The organism is Pseudomonas sp. MD330_10 (assembly GCF_042610415.1).
GTDB classification, from domain to species: domain Bacteria; phylum Pseudomonadota; class Gammaproteobacteria; order Pseudomonadales; family Pseudomonadaceae; genus Aquipseudomonas; species Aquipseudomonas rhodesiae.
Genome location: NZ_JBHGZU010000008.1, coordinates 140,292 through 160,715 on the forward strand (window position 1 = coordinate 140,292; position 20,424 = coordinate 160,715).

The 20,424-nt window shown below is 60.4% G+C and carries 21 protein-coding genes; 10 read left to right on the forward strand and 11 right to left on the reverse strand.

The features are described 5' to 3' along the window. Window positions 1-26 precede the first annotated feature (26 nt). Window positions 27-2,297: an ATP-dependent Clp protease ATP-binding subunit ClpA gene (gene clpA / locus ACFZPT_RS15250; protein ID WP_034114181.1), complete on the forward strand. Its 2,271-nt coding sequence runs from the start codon at window positions 27-29 to the stop codon at window positions 2,295-2,297. Between the two features lie 153 nt (window positions 2,298-2,450). Here the strand turns inward: clpA and infA are convergent, their stop codons facing one another. The 3 genes from infA to aat form a co-directional block, all read right to left on the reverse strand. Next, window positions 2,451-2,669 carry a translation initiation factor IF-1 gene (infA, locus tag ACFZPT_RS15255; RefSeq protein ID WP_002553999.1) on the reverse strand — a complete coding sequence of 73 codons (219 nt, stop codon included), beginning with the start codon at window positions 2,667-2,669 and terminating at the stop codon, window positions 2,451-2,453. A gap of 100 nt (window positions 2,670-2,769) precedes the next feature. Beyond that, window positions 2,770-3,477 carry an arginyltransferase gene (locus ACFZPT_RS15260; protein WP_034098670.1) on the reverse strand — a complete coding sequence of 236 codons (708 nt, stop codon included), beginning with the start codon at window positions 3,475-3,477 and terminating at the stop codon, window positions 2,770-2,772. A gap of 56 nt (window positions 3,478-3,533) precedes the next feature. After that, entirely contained in the window at window positions 3,534-4,214 is a 681-nt protein-coding gene (aat, locus tag ACFZPT_RS15265) for a leucyl/phenylalanyl-tRNA--protein transferase (protein WP_034114180.1), read from the reverse strand. 498 nt (window positions 4,215-4,712) lie between these two features. Here aat and ACFZPT_RS15270 point away from each other — a divergent pair, with 498 nt between their 5' ends. From ACFZPT_RS15270 to cysG, 6 genes are read left to right on the forward strand one after another with little or no spacing between them, the layout of a single operon-like run. Then, a complete protein-coding gene (locus tag ACFZPT_RS15270) occupies window positions 4,713-7,118 on the forward strand; it encodes a DNA translocase FtsK (protein ID WP_034114179.1) in 2,406 nt (801 codons plus the stop codon). Window positions 7,119-7,172: 54 nt separating this feature from the next. After that, entirely contained in the window at window positions 7,173-7,796 is a 624-nt protein-coding gene (gene lolA, locus ACFZPT_RS15275) for an outer membrane lipoprotein chaperone LolA (RefSeq protein ID WP_034098665.1), read from the forward strand. Between the two features lie 27 nt (window positions 7,797-7,823). Beyond that, window positions 7,824-9,146, forward strand: coding sequence for a replication-associated recombination protein A (locus tag ACFZPT_RS15280; RefSeq protein ID WP_034098663.1), 1,323 nt, complete (start codon window positions 7,824-7,826; stop codon window positions 9,144-9,146). After that, window positions 9,146-9,520, forward strand: coding sequence for a fluoride efflux transporter CrcB (gene crcB / locus ACFZPT_RS15285; protein WP_034098661.1), 375 nt, complete (start codon window positions 9,146-9,148; stop codon window positions 9,518-9,520). The genes ACFZPT_RS15280 and crcB overlap by 1 nt, the downstream gene beginning before the upstream one ends. Before the next feature lie 16 nt (window positions 9,521-9,536). Next, window positions 9,537-10,817 (forward strand): serine--tRNA ligase, encoded by a 1,281-nt coding sequence (gene serS, locus ACFZPT_RS15290; RefSeq protein WP_034098658.1) that lies wholly within the window; start codon window positions 9,537-9,539, stop codon window positions 10,815-10,817. After that, window positions 10,818-12,212, forward strand: coding sequence for a siroheme synthase CysG (gene cysG, locus ACFZPT_RS15295; protein WP_034098656.1), 1,395 nt, complete (start codon window positions 10,818-10,820; stop codon window positions 12,210-12,212). It abuts the gene before it with no gap. 72 nt (window positions 12,213-12,284) lie between these two features. Here cysG and ACFZPT_RS15300 read toward each other — a convergent pair whose 3' ends face one another. The 6 genes from ACFZPT_RS15300 to tusD form a co-directional block, all read right to left on the reverse strand. Then, window positions 12,285-13,280: a glutathione S-transferase family protein gene (locus ACFZPT_RS15300; RefSeq protein WP_034114177.1), complete on the reverse strand. Its 996-nt coding sequence runs from the start codon at window positions 13,278-13,280 to the stop codon at window positions 12,285-12,287. A gap of 88 nt (window positions 13,281-13,368) precedes the next feature. Beyond that, a complete protein-coding gene (locus ACFZPT_RS15305) occupies window positions 13,369-14,352 on the reverse strand; it encodes a glycosyl transferase family protein (protein ID WP_169903559.1) in 984 nt (327 codons plus the stop codon). A gap of 14 nt (window positions 14,353-14,366) precedes the next feature. Then, window positions 14,367-14,702, reverse strand: coding sequence for a TusE/DsrC/DsvC family sulfur relay protein (locus ACFZPT_RS15310; RefSeq protein ID WP_034114174.1), 336 nt, complete (start codon window positions 14,700-14,702; stop codon window positions 14,367-14,369). Next, complete coding sequence (gene tusB / locus ACFZPT_RS15315; RefSeq protein WP_034114172.1) at window positions 14,699-14,977, reverse strand: sulfurtransferase complex subunit TusB; 279 nt, start codon at window positions 14,975-14,977, stop codon at window positions 14,699-14,701. The genes ACFZPT_RS15310 and tusB overlap by 4 nt, the downstream gene beginning before the upstream one ends. Beyond that, window positions 14,977-15,327 (reverse strand): sulfurtransferase complex subunit TusC, encoded by a 351-nt coding sequence (tusC, locus tag ACFZPT_RS15320; RefSeq protein WP_034114169.1) that lies wholly within the window; start codon window positions 15,325-15,327, stop codon window positions 14,977-14,979. The genes tusB and tusC overlap by 1 nt, the downstream gene beginning before the upstream one ends. 1 nt (window position 15,328) lies before the next feature. Continuing rightward, complete coding sequence (gene tusD, locus ACFZPT_RS15325; protein WP_034098644.1) at window positions 15,329-15,721, reverse strand: sulfurtransferase complex subunit TusD; 393 nt, start codon at window positions 15,719-15,721, stop codon at window positions 15,329-15,331. 157 nt (window positions 15,722-15,878) lie between these two features. Between tusD and ACFZPT_RS15330 the strand changes: the two genes are divergently transcribed. Further along, window positions 15,879-17,054 (forward strand): CaiB/BaiF CoA-transferase family protein, encoded by a 1,176-nt coding sequence (locus ACFZPT_RS15330; protein WP_034114167.1) that lies wholly within the window; start codon window positions 15,879-15,881, stop codon window positions 17,052-17,054. A 285-nt stretch (window positions 17,055-17,339) separates the two neighbouring features. Here ACFZPT_RS15330 and ACFZPT_RS15335 read toward each other — a convergent pair whose 3' ends face one another. Together ACFZPT_RS15335 and ACFZPT_RS15340 are read right to left on the reverse strand one after the other, a co-directional pair. Further along, the gene (locus ACFZPT_RS15335; protein WP_034114164.1) at window positions 17,340-17,834 is read right to left on the reverse strand and encodes a SprT family zinc-dependent metalloprotease; all 495 of its coding nucleotides are present in this window, start codon (window positions 17,832-17,834) and stop codon (window positions 17,340-17,342) included. A gap of 129 nt (window positions 17,835-17,963) precedes the next feature. After that, window positions 17,964-18,566: a Yip1 family protein gene (locus ACFZPT_RS15340; protein WP_034098638.1), complete on the reverse strand. Its 603-nt coding sequence runs from the start codon at window positions 18,564-18,566 to the stop codon at window positions 17,964-17,966. Window positions 18,567-18,845: 279 nt separating this feature from the next. Between ACFZPT_RS15340 and ttcA the strand changes: the two genes are divergently transcribed. Both ttcA and ACFZPT_RS15350 read left to right on the forward strand, forming a co-directional pair. Then, complete coding sequence (gene ttcA / locus ACFZPT_RS15345; protein WP_034098636.1) at window positions 18,846-19,670, forward strand: tRNA 2-thiocytidine(32) synthetase TtcA; 825 nt, start codon at window positions 18,846-18,848, stop codon at window positions 19,668-19,670. A gap of 67 nt (window positions 19,671-19,737) precedes the next feature. Further along, window positions 19,738-20,409: a DNA-3-methyladenine glycosylase I gene (locus ACFZPT_RS15350; protein WP_034114163.1), complete on the forward strand. Its 672-nt coding sequence runs from the start codon at window positions 19,738-19,740 to the stop codon at window positions 20,407-20,409. Window positions 20,410-20,424: the final 15 nt, after the last annotated feature.

Here is a 20,424-nt window from a genome sequence, read left to right on the forward strand (position 1 = left end):
CGACCACTTGGGTATGAGGTGAAGCTATGTTAAACCGCGAGCTCGAAGTCACCCTCAATCTTGCCTTCAAGGAGGCTCGCTCGAAGCGTCATGAATTCATGACCGTCGAGCACCTGCTGCTGGCACTTTTGGATAACGAAGCTGCCGCCACCGTTCTGCGTGCGTGCGGCGCCAATCTCGATAAGCTCAAGCATGATCTGCAGGAGTTTATCGACTCCACCACGCCACTGATCCCCGTGCATGACGAGGACCGTGAAACCCAGCCTACCCTGGGCTTTCAGCGGGTATTGCAGCGTGCTGTGTTCCACGTACAGAGCTCCGGTAAGCGCGAAGTCACAGGGGCCAATGTGCTCGTGGCGATCTTCAGCGAACAGGAAAGTCAGGCTGTGTTTCTGCTCAAGCAGCAGAGCGTTGCCCGTATTGATGTCGTCAACTACATCGCCCACGGTATCTCCAAAGTGCCAGGGCACGGCGATCATTCCGAGGGTGAGCAGGATATGCAGGACGACGAGGGCGGTGAGTCTTCTTCTTCGGGCAATCCACTGGATGCCTATGCCAGCAACCTCAACGAACTGGCGCGCCAGGGGCGGATCGATCCGCTGGTGGGGCGTGAGCTTGAGGTCGAGCGGGTAGCGCAGATCCTCGCGCGCCGTCGCAAGAACAACCCCTTGCTGGTCGGCGAGGCAGGTGTGGGCAAGACTGCGATAGCCGAAGGTCTGGCCAAGCGTATTGTCGACAACCAAGTGCCGGATCTGCTGGCCAATAGTGTTGTGTACTCACTCGACTTGGGTGCGTTGCTTGCCGGTACCAAATACCGCGGCGACTTTGAGAAGCGCTTCAAGGCATTGCTGGGCGAGCTGAAAAAACGTCCCCAGGCGATTCTGTTTATTGACGAAATCCACACCATCATCGGAGCCGGTGCGGCTTCCGGCGGGGTCATGGATGCTTCCAATTTACTCAAGCCGTTGCTGTCGTCAGGTGATATCCGCTGCATCGGTTCGACCACGTTCCAGGAATTTCGCGGAATCTTCGAAAAAGACCGCGCCTTGGCGCGCCGCTTCCAGAAGGTCGATGTGTCCGAGCCGTCGGTGGAAGACACCATCGGCATCCTGCGCGGGCTGAAAGGGCGTTTCGAATCGCACCATGGCATCGAGTACACCGACGAGGCGCTGCGTTCTGCTGCGGAGCTGGCATCGCGCTACATCAATGATCGACACATGCCGGATAAGGCGATCGATGTGATTGATGAGGCGGGCGCTTACCAGCGTCTCCAGCCGGTCGAGAAGCGTGTCAAGCGCATCGACGTGCCGCAGGTTGAAGATATCGTGGCCAAGATTGCGCGGATTCCGCCGAAGCACGTCACCAGCTCCGACAAAGAGCTGCTGCGTAACCTGGAGCGTGATCTCAAGCTGACCGTGTTCGGCCAGGATGCGGCCATCGACTCGTTGTCCACCGCGATCAAGTTGTCGCGTGCGGGCCTCAAGTCGCCGGACAAGCCTGTCGGTTCGTTCCTGTTCGCTGGTCCTACCGGCGTTGGTAAGACCGAGGCGGCGCGGCAGTTGGCCAAGGCCATGGGGATCGAGTTGGTGCGCTTCGACATGTCCGAGTACATGGAGCGGCATACCGTGTCGCGTTTGATCGGTGCGCCTCCAGGCTATGTCGGCTTCGATCAGGGCGGTCTGCTGACCGAGGCGATCACCAAGCAGCCTCACTGCGTATTGTTGCTCGATGAAATCGAGAAGGCTCACCCGGAAGTCTTCAACCTGCTGCTGCAGGTTATGGACCACGGGACCCTCACCGATAACAACGGGCGCAAGGCGGATTTCCGCAATGTGATCGTGATCATGACCACCAACGCCGGTGCCGAAACGGCTGCGCGGGCCTCGATTGGCTTCAGTCATCAGGATCACTCTTCCGATGCGATGGAAGTGATCAAGAAGAGCTTTACGCCGGAGTTCCGCAACCGTTTGGACACCATTATCCAGTTTGGTCGCCTCAGCCATGAGGTTATCAAGAGCGTGGTGGACAAGTTCCTTACCGAGCTTCAGGCGCAGTTGGAAGACAAGCGCGTGCAGTTGGAGGTAACGGACGCCGCACGCAGCTGGCTGGCAGAGGGTGGTTACGACGCGGCAATGGGCGCTCGTCCGATGGCGCGCCTGATCCAGGACAAGATCAAGCGGCCGCTGGCCGAAGAGATCCTGTTCGGCGACTTGGCGGACCACGGCGGCGTGGTGCATATCGATCTGAAGGACGGCGAGTTGACCTTCGACTTCGAAACCACTGCGGAAATGGCCTGATCGTTCCGTAACCATGCAAGAGGCGCCGAAAGGCGCCTTTTTGCTGTCTGGAAAAGTAATTGCAAGAGCAATTAATTCCAGTGTGGGAGGTGTCAGCAAAATCCCGGGCACACAAAAACGCCCGGCATAACCGGGCGTTTTGTATTGACTTGCTTAGCGAGCGCGGTAAGTGATGCGCCCTTTGCTCAAGTCATAGGGCGTCAGCTCGACGCGCACTTTGTCACCGGTAAGAATACGAATGTAGTTCTTGCGCATCTTGCCGGAGATATGCGCGGTTACGACGTGCCCATTTTCCAACTCCACACGAAACATGGTGTTGGGCAGGGTGTCGACGACAGTGCCTTCCATTTCGAAGCTGTCTTCTTTCGACATGCAGTAAAGCCCTCGGTATCCAGTGAATGGCCCGGTGCAACTGCGCCAGGCAAAAGCGGCGTGCATTGTGCCCGAAAAAGGGTGTTTAAGCCAAGGGGTTCTAGTTAAGCGTGACCCATCTTTGATTAATCAGTAGCTCAATGGGCCGATATTGGGTCTTGTAGTTCATCTTTTTGCAGTTTTTGATCCAGTAGCCGAGGTACACCGCCTCCAGTTCCAAGCGCAGTGCTTCGCCAATCTGCCAGAGGATCGCAAACCGTCCCAGGCTGCGCCGTTCCTCGCCCGGCTCGTAGAAGGTGTACACCGCCGACAAGCCGTTAGGCAGCAGATCGGTCACCGCCACTGCCATCAGTTGCCCGTGTGCACGAAACTCATAGAATCGCGAGAACGGCAGATCGCGCACCAGAAAGGTCGAAAACTGGTCGCGACTGGGCGGGAACATATCGCCGTCGGCGTGGCGCTGTTCGATGTAGCGCTGGTAAAGATCGAAATACTCTTCGGTGAAGCGTGGCTTGGATGAGGTTACCGTCAGATCGGCGTTGCGCTTGAGGATGCGCTTTTGATTGCGGTCCGGCGTGAATTGCGCAACCGGGATGCGGGCCGGGACGCAGGCATTGCAGTTCTGGCAGTGAGGCCGGTACAGATGGTCGCCGCTGCGTCGAAAGCCCATTTCCGATAAGTCGGCGTACACATGCACGTCCATGGGCTGGCTGGGATCGAGGAACAGCGTAGTAGCCTGCTCGTCGGGCAGATAGCTGCAAGAGTGAGCTTGAGTGGCATAAAACTTCAAGCGCGCCAGCTCGGTCATGATCAACCCTCGAAATAAGCTTTGAAATAAGTGTAAGCCAGGTCGGCGCAAGCCGCTTAATAAACCCAGGGTCCGGTGTTGGGTCGGTCCAAGTGCTCACGCAGAAAGCCCGCGAACTCATGGCGCGGGATGGCGCGGGCGCCCAAGCTGTGCAAATGGTCGTTGGGCATCTGGCAGTCGATCAGCACGTACCCCCAAGCCTGCAACTGGCGGGTGAGGGTGGCGAAACCGAATTTCGAGGCGTTATCGGCGCGGCTGAACATGGATTCGCCAAAGAACAGCTGGCCCATTGCTAGCCCGTATAGGCCGCCGACCAGGGTGTCGCCGTCCCACACCTCCACCGAGTGGGCATAGCCACGTTTGTGCAGTTCCACATAGGCACGCTGGATGCCTTCGGTGATCCAGGTGCTGTCGGCGTAAGCTCGTGGTGCGGCGCACGCTTGGATGACGGCGGCGAAGTCCTGGTCGAAGGTCACGGTATAGCGCTGCTGGCGCAACAGTTTGGCAAGACTGCGGGATACGTGCAGCTCATCGGGGAATATCACAGTACGCGGGTCCGGTGACCACCACAAAATGGGCTGGCCCTCGGAGAACCACGGGAAACAGCCATGACGATAGGCTTCAACCAGGCGCTCGGCCGATAGGTCGCCACCGGCGGCGAGCAGGCCATTGGGCTCGCGCATGGCCTTGGTCAGCGGCGGGAAGGTCAGTGAGTCGCGTTGTAGCCAGGTCAGCATGGGCATCCAGGTTTGCGGAAGGGGAGGGGAGTGACGGGCTTGGCGCCTGTCTCGCACAGGCTGATTATTGTCGACCCAACGCTGTGGGGCCAGCCCGAATCGGTTGTCAGGGTGGAACAGCCGTCGCAGGTGCCTCTGCAACTCTGTGTCATGGGTGTGGTCGTAATCGGGTCAGGCGCATGCAGGCCATTTGCCAAGCTTGCTTGGATTGGTAAAAACCGCGCATAAGCCTTTGTCAGCAAAGACAATGCATGCTCAAATTGAACATGCTGTCATACATTAATTGGGCGGGCTGTCGGGTAGGCGGCAATGGCGTGGCATCGCGGGCACAAATCCGTACAATGCGGCCATTGTGGCGGTATCGCCGTTTCGCCTGGCAATCGGCAGTGTTAAAAGTAGTTTCTACCCGTTCGTTCATTTTTCAGCTGCCCGGATCCGGCAGTATTTTGCAGTCATTCAACAGATGGACGCGCTAAAAGGCGCAGGAAAAGACCCGTTTTGAAGAAATCCACCGCGACACCTAAAACAGTCGTGCCGGCCTGGCGTCAGCACCTGCATTATCGTCTCAAGGAAGGTGCGCTTATCGCGATCGGCGCTCTGTGCCTGTTCCTGATGATGGCCTTGCTCACCTATGGCAAGGACGATCCGGGCTGGAGCCACAACAGCAAGATCGATGACGTGCAGAACTTCGGCGGGCCCGTGGGCTCCTACAGCGCCGATATTCTGTTCATGGTGCTGGGTTACTTTGCCTATATCTTCCCCCTGCTGCTGGCGATCAAGACCTGGCAGATCTTCCGCCAGCGCCATGAGCCTTGGCAGTGGAGCGGCTGGCTGTTCTCGTGGCGTTTGATCGGCCTGGTGTTTCTGGTGTTGTCCGGCGCGGCTCTGGCCCATATCCATTTCCATGCGCCTACCGGCCTGCCAGCAGGCGCGGGCGGTGCGCTGGGCGAAAGCCTCGGCGACCTGGCGCGCAAGACCCTGAATATCCAGGGCAGCACCTTGATGTTTATCGCGCTGTTCCTGTTCGGCCTCACAGTGTTCACCGACCTGTCATGGTTCAAGGTGATGGACGTGACCGGCAAGATCACCCTCGATCTGCTTGAGCTGTTCCAGGGCGCCGCCAACCGCTGGTGGGCCGCCCGGGTGGAGCGCAAGCGCATGGTGGCCCAACTGCGCGAGGTGGATACCCGTGTCAACGAGGTGGTCGCGCCGAGCACGCCGGATCGGCGTGAGCAGGCTAAGGTCAAGGAACGCCTGATCGAGCGCGAGCAGGCCCTGAGCAAGCATATGTCGGATCGCGAGAAGCAGGTGCCACCAGTGATCGCCCCGGCACCGCCCAAGGCTCCGGAGCCGAGTCATCGCGTACAGAAAGAGAAGCAGGCCCCGTTGTTTATCGACAGCGCGGTCGAAGGCACCTTGCCACCTATCTCGATCCTCGACCCCGCCGAAAAGAAACAACTCAACTATTCCCCTGAGTCCCTGGCGGCCGTTGGCCATCTGTTGGAAATCAAACTCAAGGAATTCGGCGTCGAAGTGTCGGTGGACTCCATTCACCCCGGCCCCGTGATCACCCGTTACGAAATCCAGCCAGCTGCTGGCGTCAAAGTCAGCCGCATCTCTAACCTGGCGAAAGACTTGGCGCGCTCCCTGGCAGTAACCAGCGTGCGCGTGGTGGAAGTGATCCCCGGTAAAACCACCGTGGGTATCGAGATTCCCAATGAAGACCGCCAGATCGTGCGCTTCTCCGAAGTGCTGTCGACTCCTGAGTACGACAACTTCAAATCGCCGGTCACCCTGGCTCTTGGCCATGACATCGGCGGCAAGCCGGTGATTACCGACCTGGCGAAAATGCCCCACTTGCTGGTGGCCGGTACCACCGGTTCCGGTAAGTCGGTGGGCGTGAACGCCATGATCCTGTCGATTCTGTTCAAGTCCGGCCCGGAAGACGCCAAGCTGATCATGATCGACCCGAAGATGCTCGAACTGTCGATCTACGAAGGCATTCCGCACCTGTTGTGTCCCGTGGTCACCGACATGAAGGACGCCGCCAACGCCCTGCGCTGGAGCGTGGCCGAGATGGAGCGCCGCTACAAATTGATGGCGAAGATGGGCGTGCGTAATCTTTCGGGCTTCAATGCCAAGATCAAGGAAGCCCAGGAGCGCGGCGAGACCATTCCGGACCCGCTGTACAAACGCGAGAACATCCACGACGAAGCGCCGATACTGACCAAGCTGCCGACCATTGTCGTAGTGGTGGACGAATTCGCCGACATGATGATGATCGTCGGCAAGAAGGTCGAAGAACTGATCGCGCGTATCGCCCAGAAAGCTCGTGCGGCCGGTATTCACCTGATCCTCGCGACCCAGCGTCCATCGGTGGACGTGATCACCGGTCTGATCAAGGCCAACATCCCGACCCGCATGGCGTTCCAGGTGTCGAGCAAGATCGACTCGCGGACCATCATCGACCAGGGCGGCGCCGAACAGTTGCTGGGCCACGGTGACATGCTCTACATGCCGCCGGGCACCAGCCTGCCGATCCGTGTTCACGGTGCGTTCGTTTCCGATGATGAAGTTCACCGCGTGGTGGAAGCCTGGAAGCTGCGTGGCGCCCCCGAGTACAACGACGACATCCTCAACGGCGTGGAAGAGGCCGGCAGCGGCTTCGAGAACGGCGGCGGGGGTGGTGACGACGATGCCGAAACCGATGCGCTGTACGACGAAGCCGTGGCCTTTGTGCTGGAGAGCCGTCGTGCTTCGATCTCCGCGGTGCAGCGTAAGCTGAAGATCGGCTACAACCGTGCCGCCCGCATGATCGAAGCCATGGAAATGGCCGGCGTGGTGACCGCAATGAACACCAACGGCTCGCGCGAAGTCATTGCCCCCGGGCAAATGCGCGACTGACCTCGCGCCGCATGGCAGCATGCGGCGTGCCCTGCTTACTCAATGAGGATTCCCATGCGTCTTATCCGCATGCTGTTGTTGCCGGCCCTGGCCCTGACCGCTGTTTCGGCCCACGCCGACCCGGCCTCCGTCAAAAGCCTGACCAACCTGCTGGACAAATCCAAGACCCTGACCGCGCGCTTTTCGCAACTGACCCTGGATGCCGGCGGCACTCATCTGCAGGAAACCGCAGGGGAAATGGCGGTGCAGCGTCCAGGGCTGTTCTACTGGCACACCGAGGGCAAGGCCGAGCAGACCATCGTGTCCGATGGCCAGAAAGTCACGTTGTGGGACCCGGACTTGGAGCAAGCGACCATCAAGAAGCTCGACCCGCGCCTGAACCAGACTCCCGCACTGCTGTTGTCGGGTGATGTGTCGAAAATCAGCGACAGCTTCGACATCACCTCCAAGCAAACCAGCAACGTGATCGAGTTCACCCTCAAGCCCAAGTCCAAGGACACGTTGTTTGACACACTGTCCCTGTCGTTCGGCAATGGCGTGATCAATAACATGCGCCTGATCGACAGCGTCGGTCAGCGCACCGATATCCTGTTCTCCGGGGTCAAGGCCAACGAGCCGGTGCCGGCGTCCAAGTTCAAGTTCGACATCCCCAAGGGTGCCGACGTGATTCAGGAATAATCTGCCCCGAGGTTTCAAACGCTGCCCATGGATTTGTTTCGAAGTGACCCGATTGCCCAGCCCTTGGCCGCGCGCCTGCGCTCGACCAACCTGGATGAGTACGTCGGTCAAGAACACCTGCTCGCTCGCGGCAAGCCCCTGCGCGAAGCCCTGGAGCAGGGGGCGCTGCACTCGATGATCTTCTGGGGGCCGCCAGGCGTGGGCAAGACCACCCTGGCGCGCCTGTTGGCGAAGGTCTCGGATGCGCATTTCGAAACGGTCTCGGCGGTGCTCGCCGGGGTCAAGGAAATCCGCCAGGCCGTTGAAGTGGCCAAGCAGCAGGCCGGTCAGTATGGCAAGCGCACCATTTTGTTCGTCGATGAAGTGCACCGCTTCAACAAGTCGCAGCAAGATGCGTTTTTGCCGTATGTCGAAGACGGCACGCTGATTTTTATCGGTGCCACCACCGAAAACCCCTCATTTGAGCTCAACAACGCGTTGCTGTCGCGGGCGCGAGTCTACGTACTCAAAAGCCTCGATGAAGCGGCGATGCAAAAGCTGCTGCATCGCGCCTTGAGCGAAGACAAGGGGCTGGGCAAGCGTCGTCTGAGCGTGGGCGACGAAGCCTTCAAGATTTTGCTCACGGCCGCAGACGGCGACGGCCGCCGCTTTCTCAATCTGCTGGAAAACGCCTCGGACCTGGCCGAAGACGGCAGCGAAATCGGTGTCGACCTGTTGCAAAGCCTGCTCGGTGACACACGCCGGCGTTTCGACAAGGGCGGCGAAGCGTTTTACGACCAGATTTCGGCGTTGCACAAATCCGTACGCGGCTCCAACCCGGACGGTGCGTTGTATTGGTTCGCGCGCATGATCGACGGTGGCTGCGACCCCCTGTACCTGGCCCGCCGCGTGGTACGCATGGCCAGCGAAGACATCGGCAACGCCGACCCGCGGGCTTTGAGCCTGTGCCTGGCGGCCTGGGATGTGCAGGAGCGCCTCGGCAGCCCGGAAGGCGAATTGGCGGTGGCCCAGGCCATCACCTACCTGGCCTGCGCGCCAAAAAGCAATGCGGTGTATATGGGCTTCAAGTCCGCCCTGCGCGCGGCCGCCGAGTACGGCTCCCTGGAAGTGCCGCTGCACCTGCGCAATGCGCCGACCAAGCTGATGAAACAACTGGGCTACGGTGACGAATACCGTTATGCCCACGATGAGCCGGACGCCTACGCTGCCGGCGAAGACTACTTTCCCGACGCCCTGGAGCCCCAGCCGTTCTATCAGCCAGTGCCGCGCGGCCTGGAGCTGAAGATCGGCGAAAAGCTCAACCACCTCGCGCAACTCGATCGCCTCAGCCCCAAACAGCGGAGAAAGTAGTGCTCAAGACAATTCTTGCCGTGTCCGTGGCCGGCATCGCTGGTACATTATTGCGTTTCGCCACCGGCACCTGGGTCAGCGCCAATTGGCCGAAGCATTTTTATGCGGCGACCTTGGCGGTCAACCTGGTGGGCTGTTTGATTATCGGGCTGTTGTACGGCTGGTTCCTGTTGCGCCCGGAAGTGCCGATTGAGATTCGTGCTGGCTTGATTGTCGGCTTTGTAGGTGGTCTGACGACCTTTTCATCCTTTTCACTGGATACGCTGCGCTTGCTGGAAAGCGGGCAGGCCCTTGTCGCCTTCGGGTACCTGGGCATCAGCGTGTTCGGCGGGCTGCTCGCCACCTGGGCTGGCCTGTCCCTGACCAAACTTTGATAAACGAGAGACCGACATGCTCGATTCCAAACTGTTACGTAGCAACCTTCAGGACGTAGCGGACCGCCTGGCTTCCCGTGGCTTTGCCCTGGATGTCGCGCGCATCGAAGCGCTGGAAGAACAGCGCAAGACCGTCCAGACCCGCACCGAAGCACTGCAGGCTGAGCGGAATGCGCGTTCCAAATCCATCGGTCAGGCCAAGCAGCGCGGTGAAGACATCGCGCCGTTGATGGCGGACGTCGAGCGCATGGGCACCGAGCTGTCCGACGGCAAGGCCGAACTGGACAAGATTCAGTCCGAGCTGGATCAGATCCTGCTGGGCATCCCCAACCTGCCGGACGCCTCCGTACCTGTCGGCGAAGACGAAGACGGCAACGTCGAAGTGCGCCGCTGGGGCACGCCGAAAGCCTTTGATTTCCCGATCAAAGACCACGTCGCCCTGGGCGAATTGAGCGGTGGCCTGGATTTCGAGACCGCCGCCAAGCTGTCCGGCGCGCGCTTTGCCTTGCTGCGTGGCCCGATCGCGCGCCTGCATCGCGCCCTGGCGCAGTTCATGATCAATCTGCACACCGGTGAGCACGGCTACGAAGAAGCCTACACGCCTTACCTGGTTCAGGCGCCAGCGCTGCAGGGCACCGGCCAGCTGCCGAAGTTCGAGGAAGAGCTGTTCAAGATCAGCCGCGACGGCGAGGCCGATTTCTATCTGATTCCGACCGCTGAAGTGTCGCTGACCAATATCGTCGCCGGCGAGATTCTCGACGCCAAGCAACTGCCGATCAAATTCGTCGCCCACACGCCGTGCTTCCGTAGCGAAGCCGGCGCATCGGGCCGCGACACCCGCGGCATGATCCGCCAGCACCAGTTCGACAAAGTCGAGATGGTGCAGGTGGTCGAGCCGTCCACGTCGATGGAAGCCCTGGAAGGCCTGACCGCCAACGCCGAGCGCGTCCTGCAACTGCTGGAGCTGCCGTATCGCGTACTGGCGCTGTGCACTGGCGACATGGGCTTCAGCGCGGTAAAAACCTACGACCTCGAAGTGTGGGTGCCCAGCCAGGACAAGTACCGCGAGATTTCCTCGTGCTCCAACTGCGGTGATTTCCAGGCCCGTCGCATGCAGGCGCGTTTCCGTAACCCGGAGACCGGCAAGCCGGAACTGGTGCACACCCTCAACGGTTCGGGCCTGGCCGTAGGCCGTACGCTGGTGGCCGTACTGGAAAACTACCAGCAAGCCGACGGTTCGATCCGTGTACCAGAGGTGCTCAAGCCGTACATGGCGGGCGTTGAGGTCATCCGCTAAATGGAATTTCTGCCGCTGTTTCATAACCTGCGCGGCAGCCGCGTGCTGGTGGTCGGGGGCGGGGAGATTGCCTTGCGCAAATCCCGGCTGCTGGCGGATGCCGGTGCCGTGCTGCGAGTGGTTGCGCCTCAGATCGAAGACCAGTTGCGTGAGTTGGTACGGGGCAGCGGCGGGGAGCTGATTTTGCGCGGTTATCAGGAGGCGGACCTGGACGGCTGTACCCTGATCATCGCCGCGACGGACGATGAGCCGCTGAATGCGCAAGTGTCCAGCGATGCCAAGCGTCGGTGCGTGCCGGTCAACGTGGTGGATGCGCCGGCCTTATGCAGCGTGATTTTCCCTGCCATCGTCGACCGTTCGCCGCTGGTGATCGCGGTGTCCAGCGGCGGCGACGCGCCGGTGCTGGCGCGCTTGATCCGGGCCAAGCTGGAAACCTGGATTCCGTCTACCTATGGCCAGTTGGCCGGGTTGGCCGCGCGGTTCAGGGCCCAGGTCAAAAGCCTGTATCCGGATGTGCAGCAACGTCGCGCATTCTGGGAAGAGGTATTTCAAGGCCCGATTGCTGACCGTCAACTGGCCGGGCAGGGCGATGAGGCCGAGCGCCTGTTGGTGGCGAAGGTCAACGGAGCGCCACCTCACGCGCCGGGTGAGGTTTACCTGGTGGGTGCCGGTCCGGGTGACCCCGATTTGCTCACATTCCGCGCGCTGCGCCTGATGCAGCAGGCCGACGTGGTGCTGTATGACCGTCTGGTCGCTCCGGCGATTCTGGAGTTGTGCCGCCGCGATGCCGAGCGTGTGTATGTCGGCAAGCGTCGCGCCGAACATGCGGTGCCCCAGGACCAGATCAACCAGCAACTGGTGAACCTGGCCAAGCAGGGTAAGCGCGTGCTGCGCCTTAAAGGTGGCGATCCGTTCATCTTTGGTCGTGGGGGCGAAGAAATCGAGGAGCTGGCCGCCCATGGCATTCCGTTCCAGGTCGTGCCGGGTATTACCGCAGCCAGCGGGTGTGCGGCGTATGCCGGTATCCCGTTGACCCATCGTGACTATGCACAGTCCGTGCGTTTTATCACAGGGCATTTGAAAGACGGCACCTCGGACCTGCCCTGGCAAGATCTGGTCGGGCCTTCGCAGACGCTGGTGTTCTATATGGGCTTGATTGGCTTGCCGATCATCTGCGAACAGCTGATTCAGCATGGTCGCGCCCCGGATACCCCGGCCGCGCTGATCCAGCAGGGCACCACGTCCAACCAGCGCGTGTTCACCGGCACCCTGGCGGATTTGCCGCGCATGGTGGCCGAGCATGAAGTGCATGCCCCAACCCTGGTGATTGTCGGTGAAGTGGTGTTATTGCGTGAGAAATTGAAGTGGTTCGAAGGCGCCCAGTCTCAAGTCTGAAACTAAAGCGCCACCACCCTTTGGAAGGGGTCTTGCCCCCGATGCGGCCTGGCAGTCAGCCAGGCTGTTGGATCAGCTCCACACCCCTTTTCCGCTCAACCGCCGCCGATCGTGCACGGTATCGAACGTCTGCAATGGTCCTTTCGGCACAATCCCCGTTGGGTTGATGGTGCGGTGGCTGGCGTAGTAGTGCCCTTTGATGTGTTCGAAATCCACCGTCTCGGCCACGCCAGGCCACTGATACATTTCCCTCAGCCAATTGGACAGGTTCGCGTAATCGGCAATGCGCCGCAGATTGCATTTGAAGTGGCTGTAATACACCGCATCAAAACGAATCAGCGTAGTGAACAGCCGCACATCGGCTTCGGTCAGGTATTCCCCGGCCAGGTAGCGATGCTCGCCCAGATGCCGTTCCAAGTGATCCAGCTCGGCAAATACATCGTCGAAAGCACTTTCATAGGCTTGCTGCGAGGTGGCGAAGCCCGCGCGATACACGCCGTTGTTGACCGCCGGATAGATCCGCGCGTTCAGTGCGTCGATGGTCTGGCGCAACGGCTCAGGGTAGAAGTCCAGGGCGTTGCCAGTCAGCCCGTTGAACGCGCTGTTGAACATGCGGATGATCTCCGCCGATTCGTTGCTGACGATGCGCTGGAGTTGCTTGTCCCACAGCACCGGTACGGTAACGCGTCCAGTGTAGTCGGACGTGTCGGCGGTGTAGCGTTGGTGCATGTAGGCAAAGTCGTCGAGTCGATCACCAGTTGAGCCTGTGGCCTTATCGAAGGTCCAGCCGTTTTCCAGCATCAGCCAGCTGACCACCGACACGTCGATCAGGCTTTCCAGGCCCTTGAGCTTGCGCAGGATCAACGTGCGATGTGCCCACGGGCAGGCCAGGGAAACGTAGAGGTGATAGCGCTCGGCTTCGGCCCTGAAGCCGCCCTCGCCACTGGGGCCAGGCTGGCCGTCGACGGTGACCCAGTTGCGGCGTTGCGCCTGTTCGCGCTGGAAAGCGCCATCCGCGCTACTTTGGTACCACTGGTCTTTCCAGTGTCCTTCGATCAGCAAACCCATGACTGGCTCCTCGACTAATAAGCGTTGGAGCCCAGTCTAAAGATCAGGGTTCGATTTAAAAGCGCAAAGACTGCGGGTCACTTATCGATTAAATAGATCTATCCCGCGTTTGCCAGTAAGCCTCCGCCATCGCAAACGCCTGTTCGCGGGGGTGTCCAAGGCCGCGCAGCGCCAGCGCCATGGTGGCGATCAGCGCCAGTTGCGGATAGCTGTCCTCGACATCGCCGCGCCATACGGCTTTGAGGTGTTCAGGCTCCAGGGTTGCCGGCTTGACGTGGCGTTGGACGGACAGCGCGGGCCATTCTTCGTCCCAGCTCTGGCCGCCGGTGGTGCCGTAGAGATGGCTGAGGGTATCGGGGTTGATTTCGATCTCGCCGCCATCGCCCTTCACCACAATCACCGTGTCGCCGAGCAGGCCGCTGGCATCGCGGTGCACGCCTTGGTAACCGGGGTGGAAAATGCTTTGCAAGCCGCACCGAGCGTTCAGCGGGTTGAGCAGGCGCGCCAGGGAGTGGATCGGCGAGCGCAGGCCCAGGGTGTTGCGCAGGTCGATCATGCGCTGCAGCTGCGGCGCCCAATCGCCCAGCGGAATAAACGCCAGGTTGCCTTGGGCAAACGCGGCCTCCACCTGCTGCCAGTCGCGGCACAGCGGAATCTGCAAGCCGTGCAGTAATTGCTCGGTGTACAGGCGCCCGGCGGTGTGCGCGCCGCCGCCGTGCATCAGGATACGCACGCCATTTTGTGCCAGGCACTTGGCGGCCAGCAGGAACCACGGCAGGTGGCGCTTTTTACCGGCATAGCTGGGCCAGTCGATATCGACGTTCAGCGCCGGGGCGTTGAGACGCTCGCGTACCGCCTCGGTAAAGCCGGCGAGCTCTTCCGGACTTTCCTCCTTATGCCGCAGCAGCATCAGAAATGCACCGAGTTGGGTGTCCTCGACTTTTTCGTCGAGCAACATGCCCATCGCCTCGCGGGCTTCTTCACGGGTGAGGTTGCGCGCACCGCGCTTGCCTTTGCCCAGGATGCGTACGAACTGCGCAAAGGGGTGCTCGGCAGGGGTTTGCAGGGTCAGCGGGGCAAAGTCGGTCATAAGCAATTCGTCGGCCTGGGCAGGCCCGCCAGCTTGGCGGCGAGTTTGGCGGGAGTGCCGTTGAACAGTTTGTTGAGGTGCAGGCTGTTGCCCTTTTCGGGGCCCAGCTTCAAGGCGGTGTATTTGATCAGCGGGCGCGTGGCCGGGGACAGTTGGAATTGGGCGTAGAACTCGCGCAGCAGGTTGAGGATCTGCCAGTGGTCCGGCGTCAGTTCCAAGGCCTCGGCGGCGGCCAGGGCGTTGGCGACTTCGACGGACCAGTCATTCAGGTCGACCAGGTAGCCGTCCTTGTCCAGTTCCAGGCTGCGCGAACCGACGGTGAGCGTATTCATAGCCAGGTATTGACCTTGTCGTAATCGATCGACAACTGCACGAACCCCGAATAATCCACGCTGCTGGCCCAGTCCGGCACTGGCAGGTTGCGCGCCTGGCTGTCTTCGGCCAGCACAAAGACTTTCACGCCTTGACTGTGCAGCGCCGGGTTGTGCAGGGCGTAGGCGCCGTCACCGCACAGCAGGATTGCGTCCTTGGCGCCGCATACCCGTAGGCAACTGGCCAGGCGACCATCGGTAAAGGGCGAGTGGGAAACCACATGGAGAGTCGACATCAGAGGGTTATCACCTGATCGTAACGGTCAATCAATTGGGAAATCGCAGCGCTGTCCACAGGCTGCGCGCTGGCGGGTGGGGTGAGCCCACGTTCCGTGAGGCTGTGGCTACAGGCGAACACGTCGTCGATGCCAAACAGCCCGAGGGCCTGCAAGTTGGCACTGAGGTCTTTTTGCTGAACGGCTTTGGCGTCCTGGCCGGGCGCCAGTTGAAATACGCCGTCGTCCATAAACAGCAAGCCGATCGGCAAATCGAAGGCTCCGCCGGCCAGTACGATGTCCAGCGCTTCCCGCGCGCTGGGCCCAGACCAGGGCGCCTGGCGGCTGATCACCAATAGGGATTTGGACATGTCACGGCCCTCCAAAGCAGATCAGGCGGTCGGCGGCCTGGGCAGCGTCGTGCAGTTGGCCAAGGCCCGAGAGGGCCCAGGGGGCCTCCAGGTTCACCGCGCTGCGTTGATAGCGCGTGGCCTCTTCGGCATTGAGCACGCCTCGGCGCAGGGCAGCGGCGATGCACACCACGCCATCAAGCTGATGCTGGCTGACAAACTCACGCCACTGGCGCGCGATGTCCTGCTCATCCTGGGGCGCGACAATGCTGTTGGCCGCGCTGTAAACGCCGTCCTGATAGAAAAACAGCCGCACAATCTCATGCCCGCCGGCGAGCGCGGCCTGGGCAAACAGCAGGGCACGGCGCGAAGAAGGCGCATGGGCGGCGGAAAACAAGGCAATCGCAAACTTCATGGAACACTCGGCAAGCAAACGTGGGGCAATGATAAAGCCGACTGCGCGAAAAAGCCCGCCGTGATCAAAACGGTCAGTGTCGCTGACCGTTCTGACGATTGCCGATAGGCGCCAGGCTGCCTAGGCTGTGGGAACTCGCAACCCTACGGGAGTCCCTATGTCCGGTCCCTTGGCGTCCCTTAAAGTGCTGGATTTTTCCACCTTGCTGCCCGGTCCGTTTGCTTCATTGATGTTGGCGGACATGGGCGCCGAGGTGCTACGCATCGAGTCGCCCACGCGTCCGGACCTGTTGCGCGTGCTGCCGCCCCATGACCGGGGCACTTCGGCGAGCCACGCTTACCTCAATCGCAATAAACGCAGCCTGGCGCTGGACCTCAAGCAGGCCGAGGCGCTGGAGATCGTGCGCACGCTGGTGGCGGATTACGACATTGTGCTCGAACAGTTCCGCCCCGGCGTGATGGAGCGCCTGGGGCTGGGGTATGAGGCATTGAAGGCGATCAACCCGCGGTTGATCTACGTGTCGATCACCGGCTACGGCCAGACCGGCCCCTACAAGGACCGTGCCGGCCACGATATCAATTACCTGGCACTGGCTGGCGTGGCCAGTTACACCGGGCGTCAGGACAGCGGGCCGTTACCTCTGGGCGTGCAAGTTGCGGATGTGGGGGGCGGCTCTCTGCACGCGGTGGTCGGTTTGCTGGCGGCGGTGATCGCACGGCAGCAGAGTGGGGTGGGGCAATACCTGGATGTGAGCATGACGGACTGCTCGTTCAGCCTCAATGCCATGGCTGGCCCGGGGTATCTGGCGTGCGGTGTGGAGCCGGAATGGGAAAGCCAGGTGCTCAATGGCGGCAGTTTCTACGATTACTACCGCACGCGGGACGGGCGCTGGATGTCAGTGGGTAGCCTGGAGCCTGCTTTCATGCAGGCTCTGTGCGCAGCCTTGGGCCGGCAAGAGTTGGCGGCGCACAGCCTCAAGCCCGAGCAGCAACGTGTTCTTAAACAGGCGTTGCAGGTGGAATTCGAGAAGCGCAGTTTCGATGAGCTATGTGAATTGTTTGCCGGGTTGGATGCGTGTGTGGAGCCTGTGCTGACGCTCAGTGAAGCCGTGGCTCATCCGCAGCTAAAGGCGCGGGCGTTGGTCAGCCAAGTACCCAGAGGCGATGGCTCAAGCCAGGCGCAGATTGCCTGCCCGCTGAAGTTTTCAGAAGGGTTGCCGGCGCCTCGACACATTGGCGTAGCCGTGGGCGCACACAGCGATGAAGTGTTGGCGGAGCTGGGTTTCAGTGCTCAGCGGATAGCCGAATTGCGGCGCAGCAAGGTGCTCGGCTGACTGATCCGCCGCTATCGGTGCACGGGTATGCACCCATCTTCAGTGAAAACCTCAACTATCAAAGGTGGGAGGGGGCTTGCCCCCGAAGGCGGTGGGCCAGTGGCAGATAGGCTGACTGACCCACTGCCATCGGGGGCAAGCCCCCTCCCACCTTTTGAGCCGGTTCTTTCAGTTAATACTGGTGATACCTAGGGCTAGTAGGGCAAGCCCCTTGCCACATTTTAATCGGTTGCTCTGCTCTAAATGGGCGCTTGCCTCGATAGCGCCCGATGACCACCGACCCCATTACTCCACGCGAGTTTCTCCGGTAAACACCAGTGTCTGCCGACACCGCCGGCATAAATACCTGCGCCCCTGACGCACTAGGCCGTGACGCTGTGAGGAAAATGGAAAATCGCTGTCGGCACACGGGCAGCGGTAGATGTAGCGCGTTACCTGGCGCCGTTTCACCGCGTAGGTATGGCAGCGGTCCGGCGGCAGTTCGTACACGCCGCGCATGATCAATTGCCATTCTTCGCCATGGGGCTGGATGCGCTCGCCGAATAGTTGGTGGGCGATCAGGTGGGCCACTTCATGGGCCACGGTCTGCTTGAGGAAGTGTTGGCTGTTTTCCTGGTAAAGCTGGGGGTTGAAGCGCAGCAGGTTCTCGTGCAAATGCGCGACGCCGGCCTTTTGACCGCGCAGCTTGAGGCTGACTTGGGGACGCTTGAAGTTTCGTTTGAAAAAGGACTCGGCTAGCTGGAAACACTCTTCGACGCGGGTATTGAGTTGCTCGGGCATGCTGTATCTATCTCCAGAGACGCCCAGTATGCCGTAAAACCAGGTGTTTCCGAATCTGTCAGGCGCCGAATGGTCGTGCCAGACGCACAAGGCCACCTTGCGGTGGCCCTGCCTGCGCGGTGGTGTGCGTCAGTTGGTGTAGATCGGCCCAACGCCCAGGCCCCAGACAATCACGGTAAACGCCATGATCGCCACCAGCACCACCAGCCCTACGGCCAGTATGGAGCTGGAAAACAGGAAGCCTTCATCCGGATCGATGCTCATAAAAGTCGGCACGCCGACATACAACAGGTACACCGTGTAGCAGATCGCCGCCGTCCCCACGACCATGCCCAACCACATGTGCGGGTACAAGGCCGCCAGCCCGCCGATAAACAACGGCGTCGCGGTATAAGTGGCGAAGGCCACACAGCGCGCCATGCTGGGGTTGGCGTCATAGGTGCGCGCCATCCAGTGGATAAAGGCGCCCATCACTGCCACGCCGGCGAGCATCGCCGCGTAGGACATGATGGTCATCCACAATGCGCTTTCCTGGGTCAGCATAACGGGTGCGCGGTTGCCGATGACCCAGCCGACCTGGGTGGTGCCGATAAAGGCCGATAGGGCGGGGATGGCCGCCAGGATCAGCGTGTGAGTGAGGTACATGTGGCCGATGCTTTCTTCTTTATCGCCACGGATTTCCCGCCATTCCTGGTCGGGATGGGTAAACAGCCCCACGACGTGATGGATCATGCCAGTCACTCCTGTCGTTATTACTATCGCCCCCAACGGAGCGCCCACGGGCCAGTTGGCCTGAAAGGTCTGGATAGCTTGTGCGCGACCTTATGTCGCAGTATAGGAATGGATGACCGGAAAAACTGTAAGGCCTTTAGAGCATATTGCACTGTAAATATTGGGCTTAATCGCGGCAGGCTCTGTAGAAGAAGCAATATAAGCGCGCATTGGACTCGCTGGCGCATACCGGTAAAATGCTGCGCTTTTCGTCACACACCTCAAGCGGATCCAAGCGCCATGGGCACTCTTACGGTCAACCAGAACAAACTGCAAAAACGCCTGCGTCGCCTGGCCGGTGAAGCGGTCGCCGATTTCAACATGATCGAGGACGGCGACAAGGTGATGGTCTGCCTCTCCGGCGGCAAAGACAGCTACACCATGCTTGACGTGCTGCTGCACCTGCAAAAGGTCGCGCCGATCAAGTTCGAGATCGTTGCCGTCAACATGGACCAGAAACAACCGGGCTTCCCCGAGCATGTGCTGCCGGCCTACCTGAAAGAGTTGGGCATCGAGTATCACATCGTCGAAAAAGACACCTACTCGGTGGTCAAGGAACTGATCCCGGAAGGCAAAACCACCTGCTCGCTGTGCTCGCGCCTGCGCCGTGGCACGCTCTACACCTTCGCCGATGAGATCGGCGCGACCAAAATGGCCTTGGGGCATCACCGCGACGATATCGTCGAGACGTTTTTCCTCAATATGTTCTTCAATGGTTCGCTCAAGGCCATGCCGCCCAAGCTGCGCGCCGATGACGGGCGCAACGTGGTGATTCGTCCGTTGGCATACTGCAATGAGAAAGACATCCAGGCCTATTCCGACTTCAAGCAATTCCCGATCATCCCGTGCAACCTCTGCGGCTCCCAGGAAAACCTGCAACGCCAGGTGGTCAAGGAGATGCTGCAGGACTGGGAGCGCAAGACCCCGGGACGTACCGAAAGCATTTTCCGCAGCCTGCAGAATGTGATCCCGTCGCAGTTGGCCGACCGTAACCTGTTCGACTTCACCAGCCTGAAGATCGACGAGACCGCCGCGTCGCGCTTCGTTAATGTGGTGAACCTCTGAGCCGTTTCAAGGCTCTGACACACGGCGCTTGCGGGCGCCGTTTTCAATTCCACTGCCAGGAGAGGGCATGCGCGATTACAAGTGGCTGCACGAATATTGTCTGAACCGCTTCGGCTCGGCGGCCAAACTGGAAGCCCATCTGCCGATACCCAAGACCCCGGCGCAATTACGCAAGATCAGTGATGATCGCTACCTGTCCACCCTGGCGCTGCGGGTGTTCCGGGCCGGGCTCAAGCACAGCGTGGTAGATGCCAAATGGCCAGCCTTCGAGCAGGTGTTCTTTGGCTTCGATCCGGAAAAAGTCGTGTTGATGGGCGCCGAGCACCTGGAACGCCTGATGCAGGACACCCGCATCATTCGTCATCTGGGCAAGCTCAAGAGCGTGCCGCGTAATGCGCAGATGATCCTGGATATCACTCAGGAAAAAGGCAGCTTCGGCGTGTTCATCGCCGATTGGCCGGTGACCGACATCGTTGGGCTGTGGAAATACTTGAGCAAGCACGGCCACCAGTTGGGTGGGCTATCGGCCCCGCGCTTTCTGCGCATGGTCGGCAAGGACACCTTTGTGCCCAGCGACGACGTAGTCGCGGCGTTGAATGCGCAGAAAATCGTCGACAAGGCCCCCACCAGCCTGCGCGATCTGGCGACGGTGCAGGGCGCGTTCAACCAGTGGCATGCCGAGAGTGGTCGGCCGATGTGCCAGTTGTCGATGATGCTGGCGTACACCGTCAACCACTGACACATGCGGTGAGCG

Coding starts and splice junctions, on each gene's coding strand:
- clpA (WP_034114181.1), top strand. CDS start 27: ATGTTAAACCGCGAGCTCGAAGTCACCCTCAATCTTGCCTTCAAGGAG.
- infA (WP_002553999.1), bottom strand. CDS start 2,669: ATGTCGAAAGAAGACAGCTTCGAAATGGAAGGCACTGTCGTCGACACC.
- ACFZPT_RS15260 (WP_034098670.1), bottom strand. CDS start 3,477: ATGACCGAGCTGGCGCGCTTGAAGTTTTATGCCACTCAAGCTCACTCT.
- aat (WP_034114180.1), bottom strand. CDS start 4,214: ATGCTGACCTGGCTACAACGCGACTCACTGACCTTCCCGCCGCTGACC.
- lolA (WP_034098665.1), top strand. CDS start 7,173: ATGCGTCTTATCCGCATGCTGTTGTTGCCGGCCCTGGCCCTGACCGCT.
- ACFZPT_RS15280 (WP_034098663.1), top strand. CDS start 7,824: ATGGATTTGTTTCGAAGTGACCCGATTGCCCAGCCCTTGGCCGCGCGC.
- serS (WP_034098658.1), top strand. CDS start 9,537: ATGCTCGATTCCAAACTGTTACGTAGCAACCTTCAGGACGTAGCGGAC.
- cysG (WP_034098656.1), top strand. CDS start 10,818: ATGGAATTTCTGCCGCTGTTTCATAACCTGCGCGGCAGCCGCGTGCTG.
- ACFZPT_RS15300 (WP_034114177.1), bottom strand. CDS start 13,280: ATGGGTTTGCTGATCGAAGGACACTGGAAAGACCAGTGGTACCAAAGT.
- ACFZPT_RS15310 (WP_034114174.1), bottom strand. CDS start 14,702: ATGAATACGCTCACCGTCGGTTCGCGCAGCCTGGAACTGGACAAGGAC.
- tusB (WP_034114172.1), bottom strand. CDS start 14,977: ATGTCGACTCTCCATGTGGTTTCCCACTCGCCCTTTACCGATGGTCGC.
- tusC (WP_034114169.1), bottom strand. CDS start 15,327: ATGTCCAAATCCCTATTGGTGATCAGCCGCCAGGCGCCCTGGTCTGGG.
- tusD (WP_034098644.1), bottom strand. CDS start 15,721: ATGAAGTTTGCGATTGCCTTGTTTTCCGCCGCCCATGCGCCTTCTTCG.
- ACFZPT_RS15330 (WP_034114167.1), top strand. CDS start 15,879: ATGTCCGGTCCCTTGGCGTCCCTTAAAGTGCTGGATTTTTCCACCTTG.
- ACFZPT_RS15335 (WP_034114164.1), bottom strand. CDS start 17,834: ATGCCCGAGCAACTCAATACCCGCGTCGAAGAGTGTTTCCAGCTAGCC.
- ACFZPT_RS15340 (WP_034098638.1), bottom strand. CDS start 18,566: ATGATCCATCACGTCGTGGGGCTGTTTACCCATCCCGACCAGGAATGG.
- ttcA (WP_034098636.1), top strand. CDS start 18,846: ATGGGCACTCTTACGGTCAACCAGAACAAACTGCAAAAACGCCTGCGT.
- ACFZPT_RS15350 (WP_034114163.1), top strand. CDS start 19,738: ATGCGCGATTACAAGTGGCTGCACGAATATTGTCTGAACCGCTTCGGC.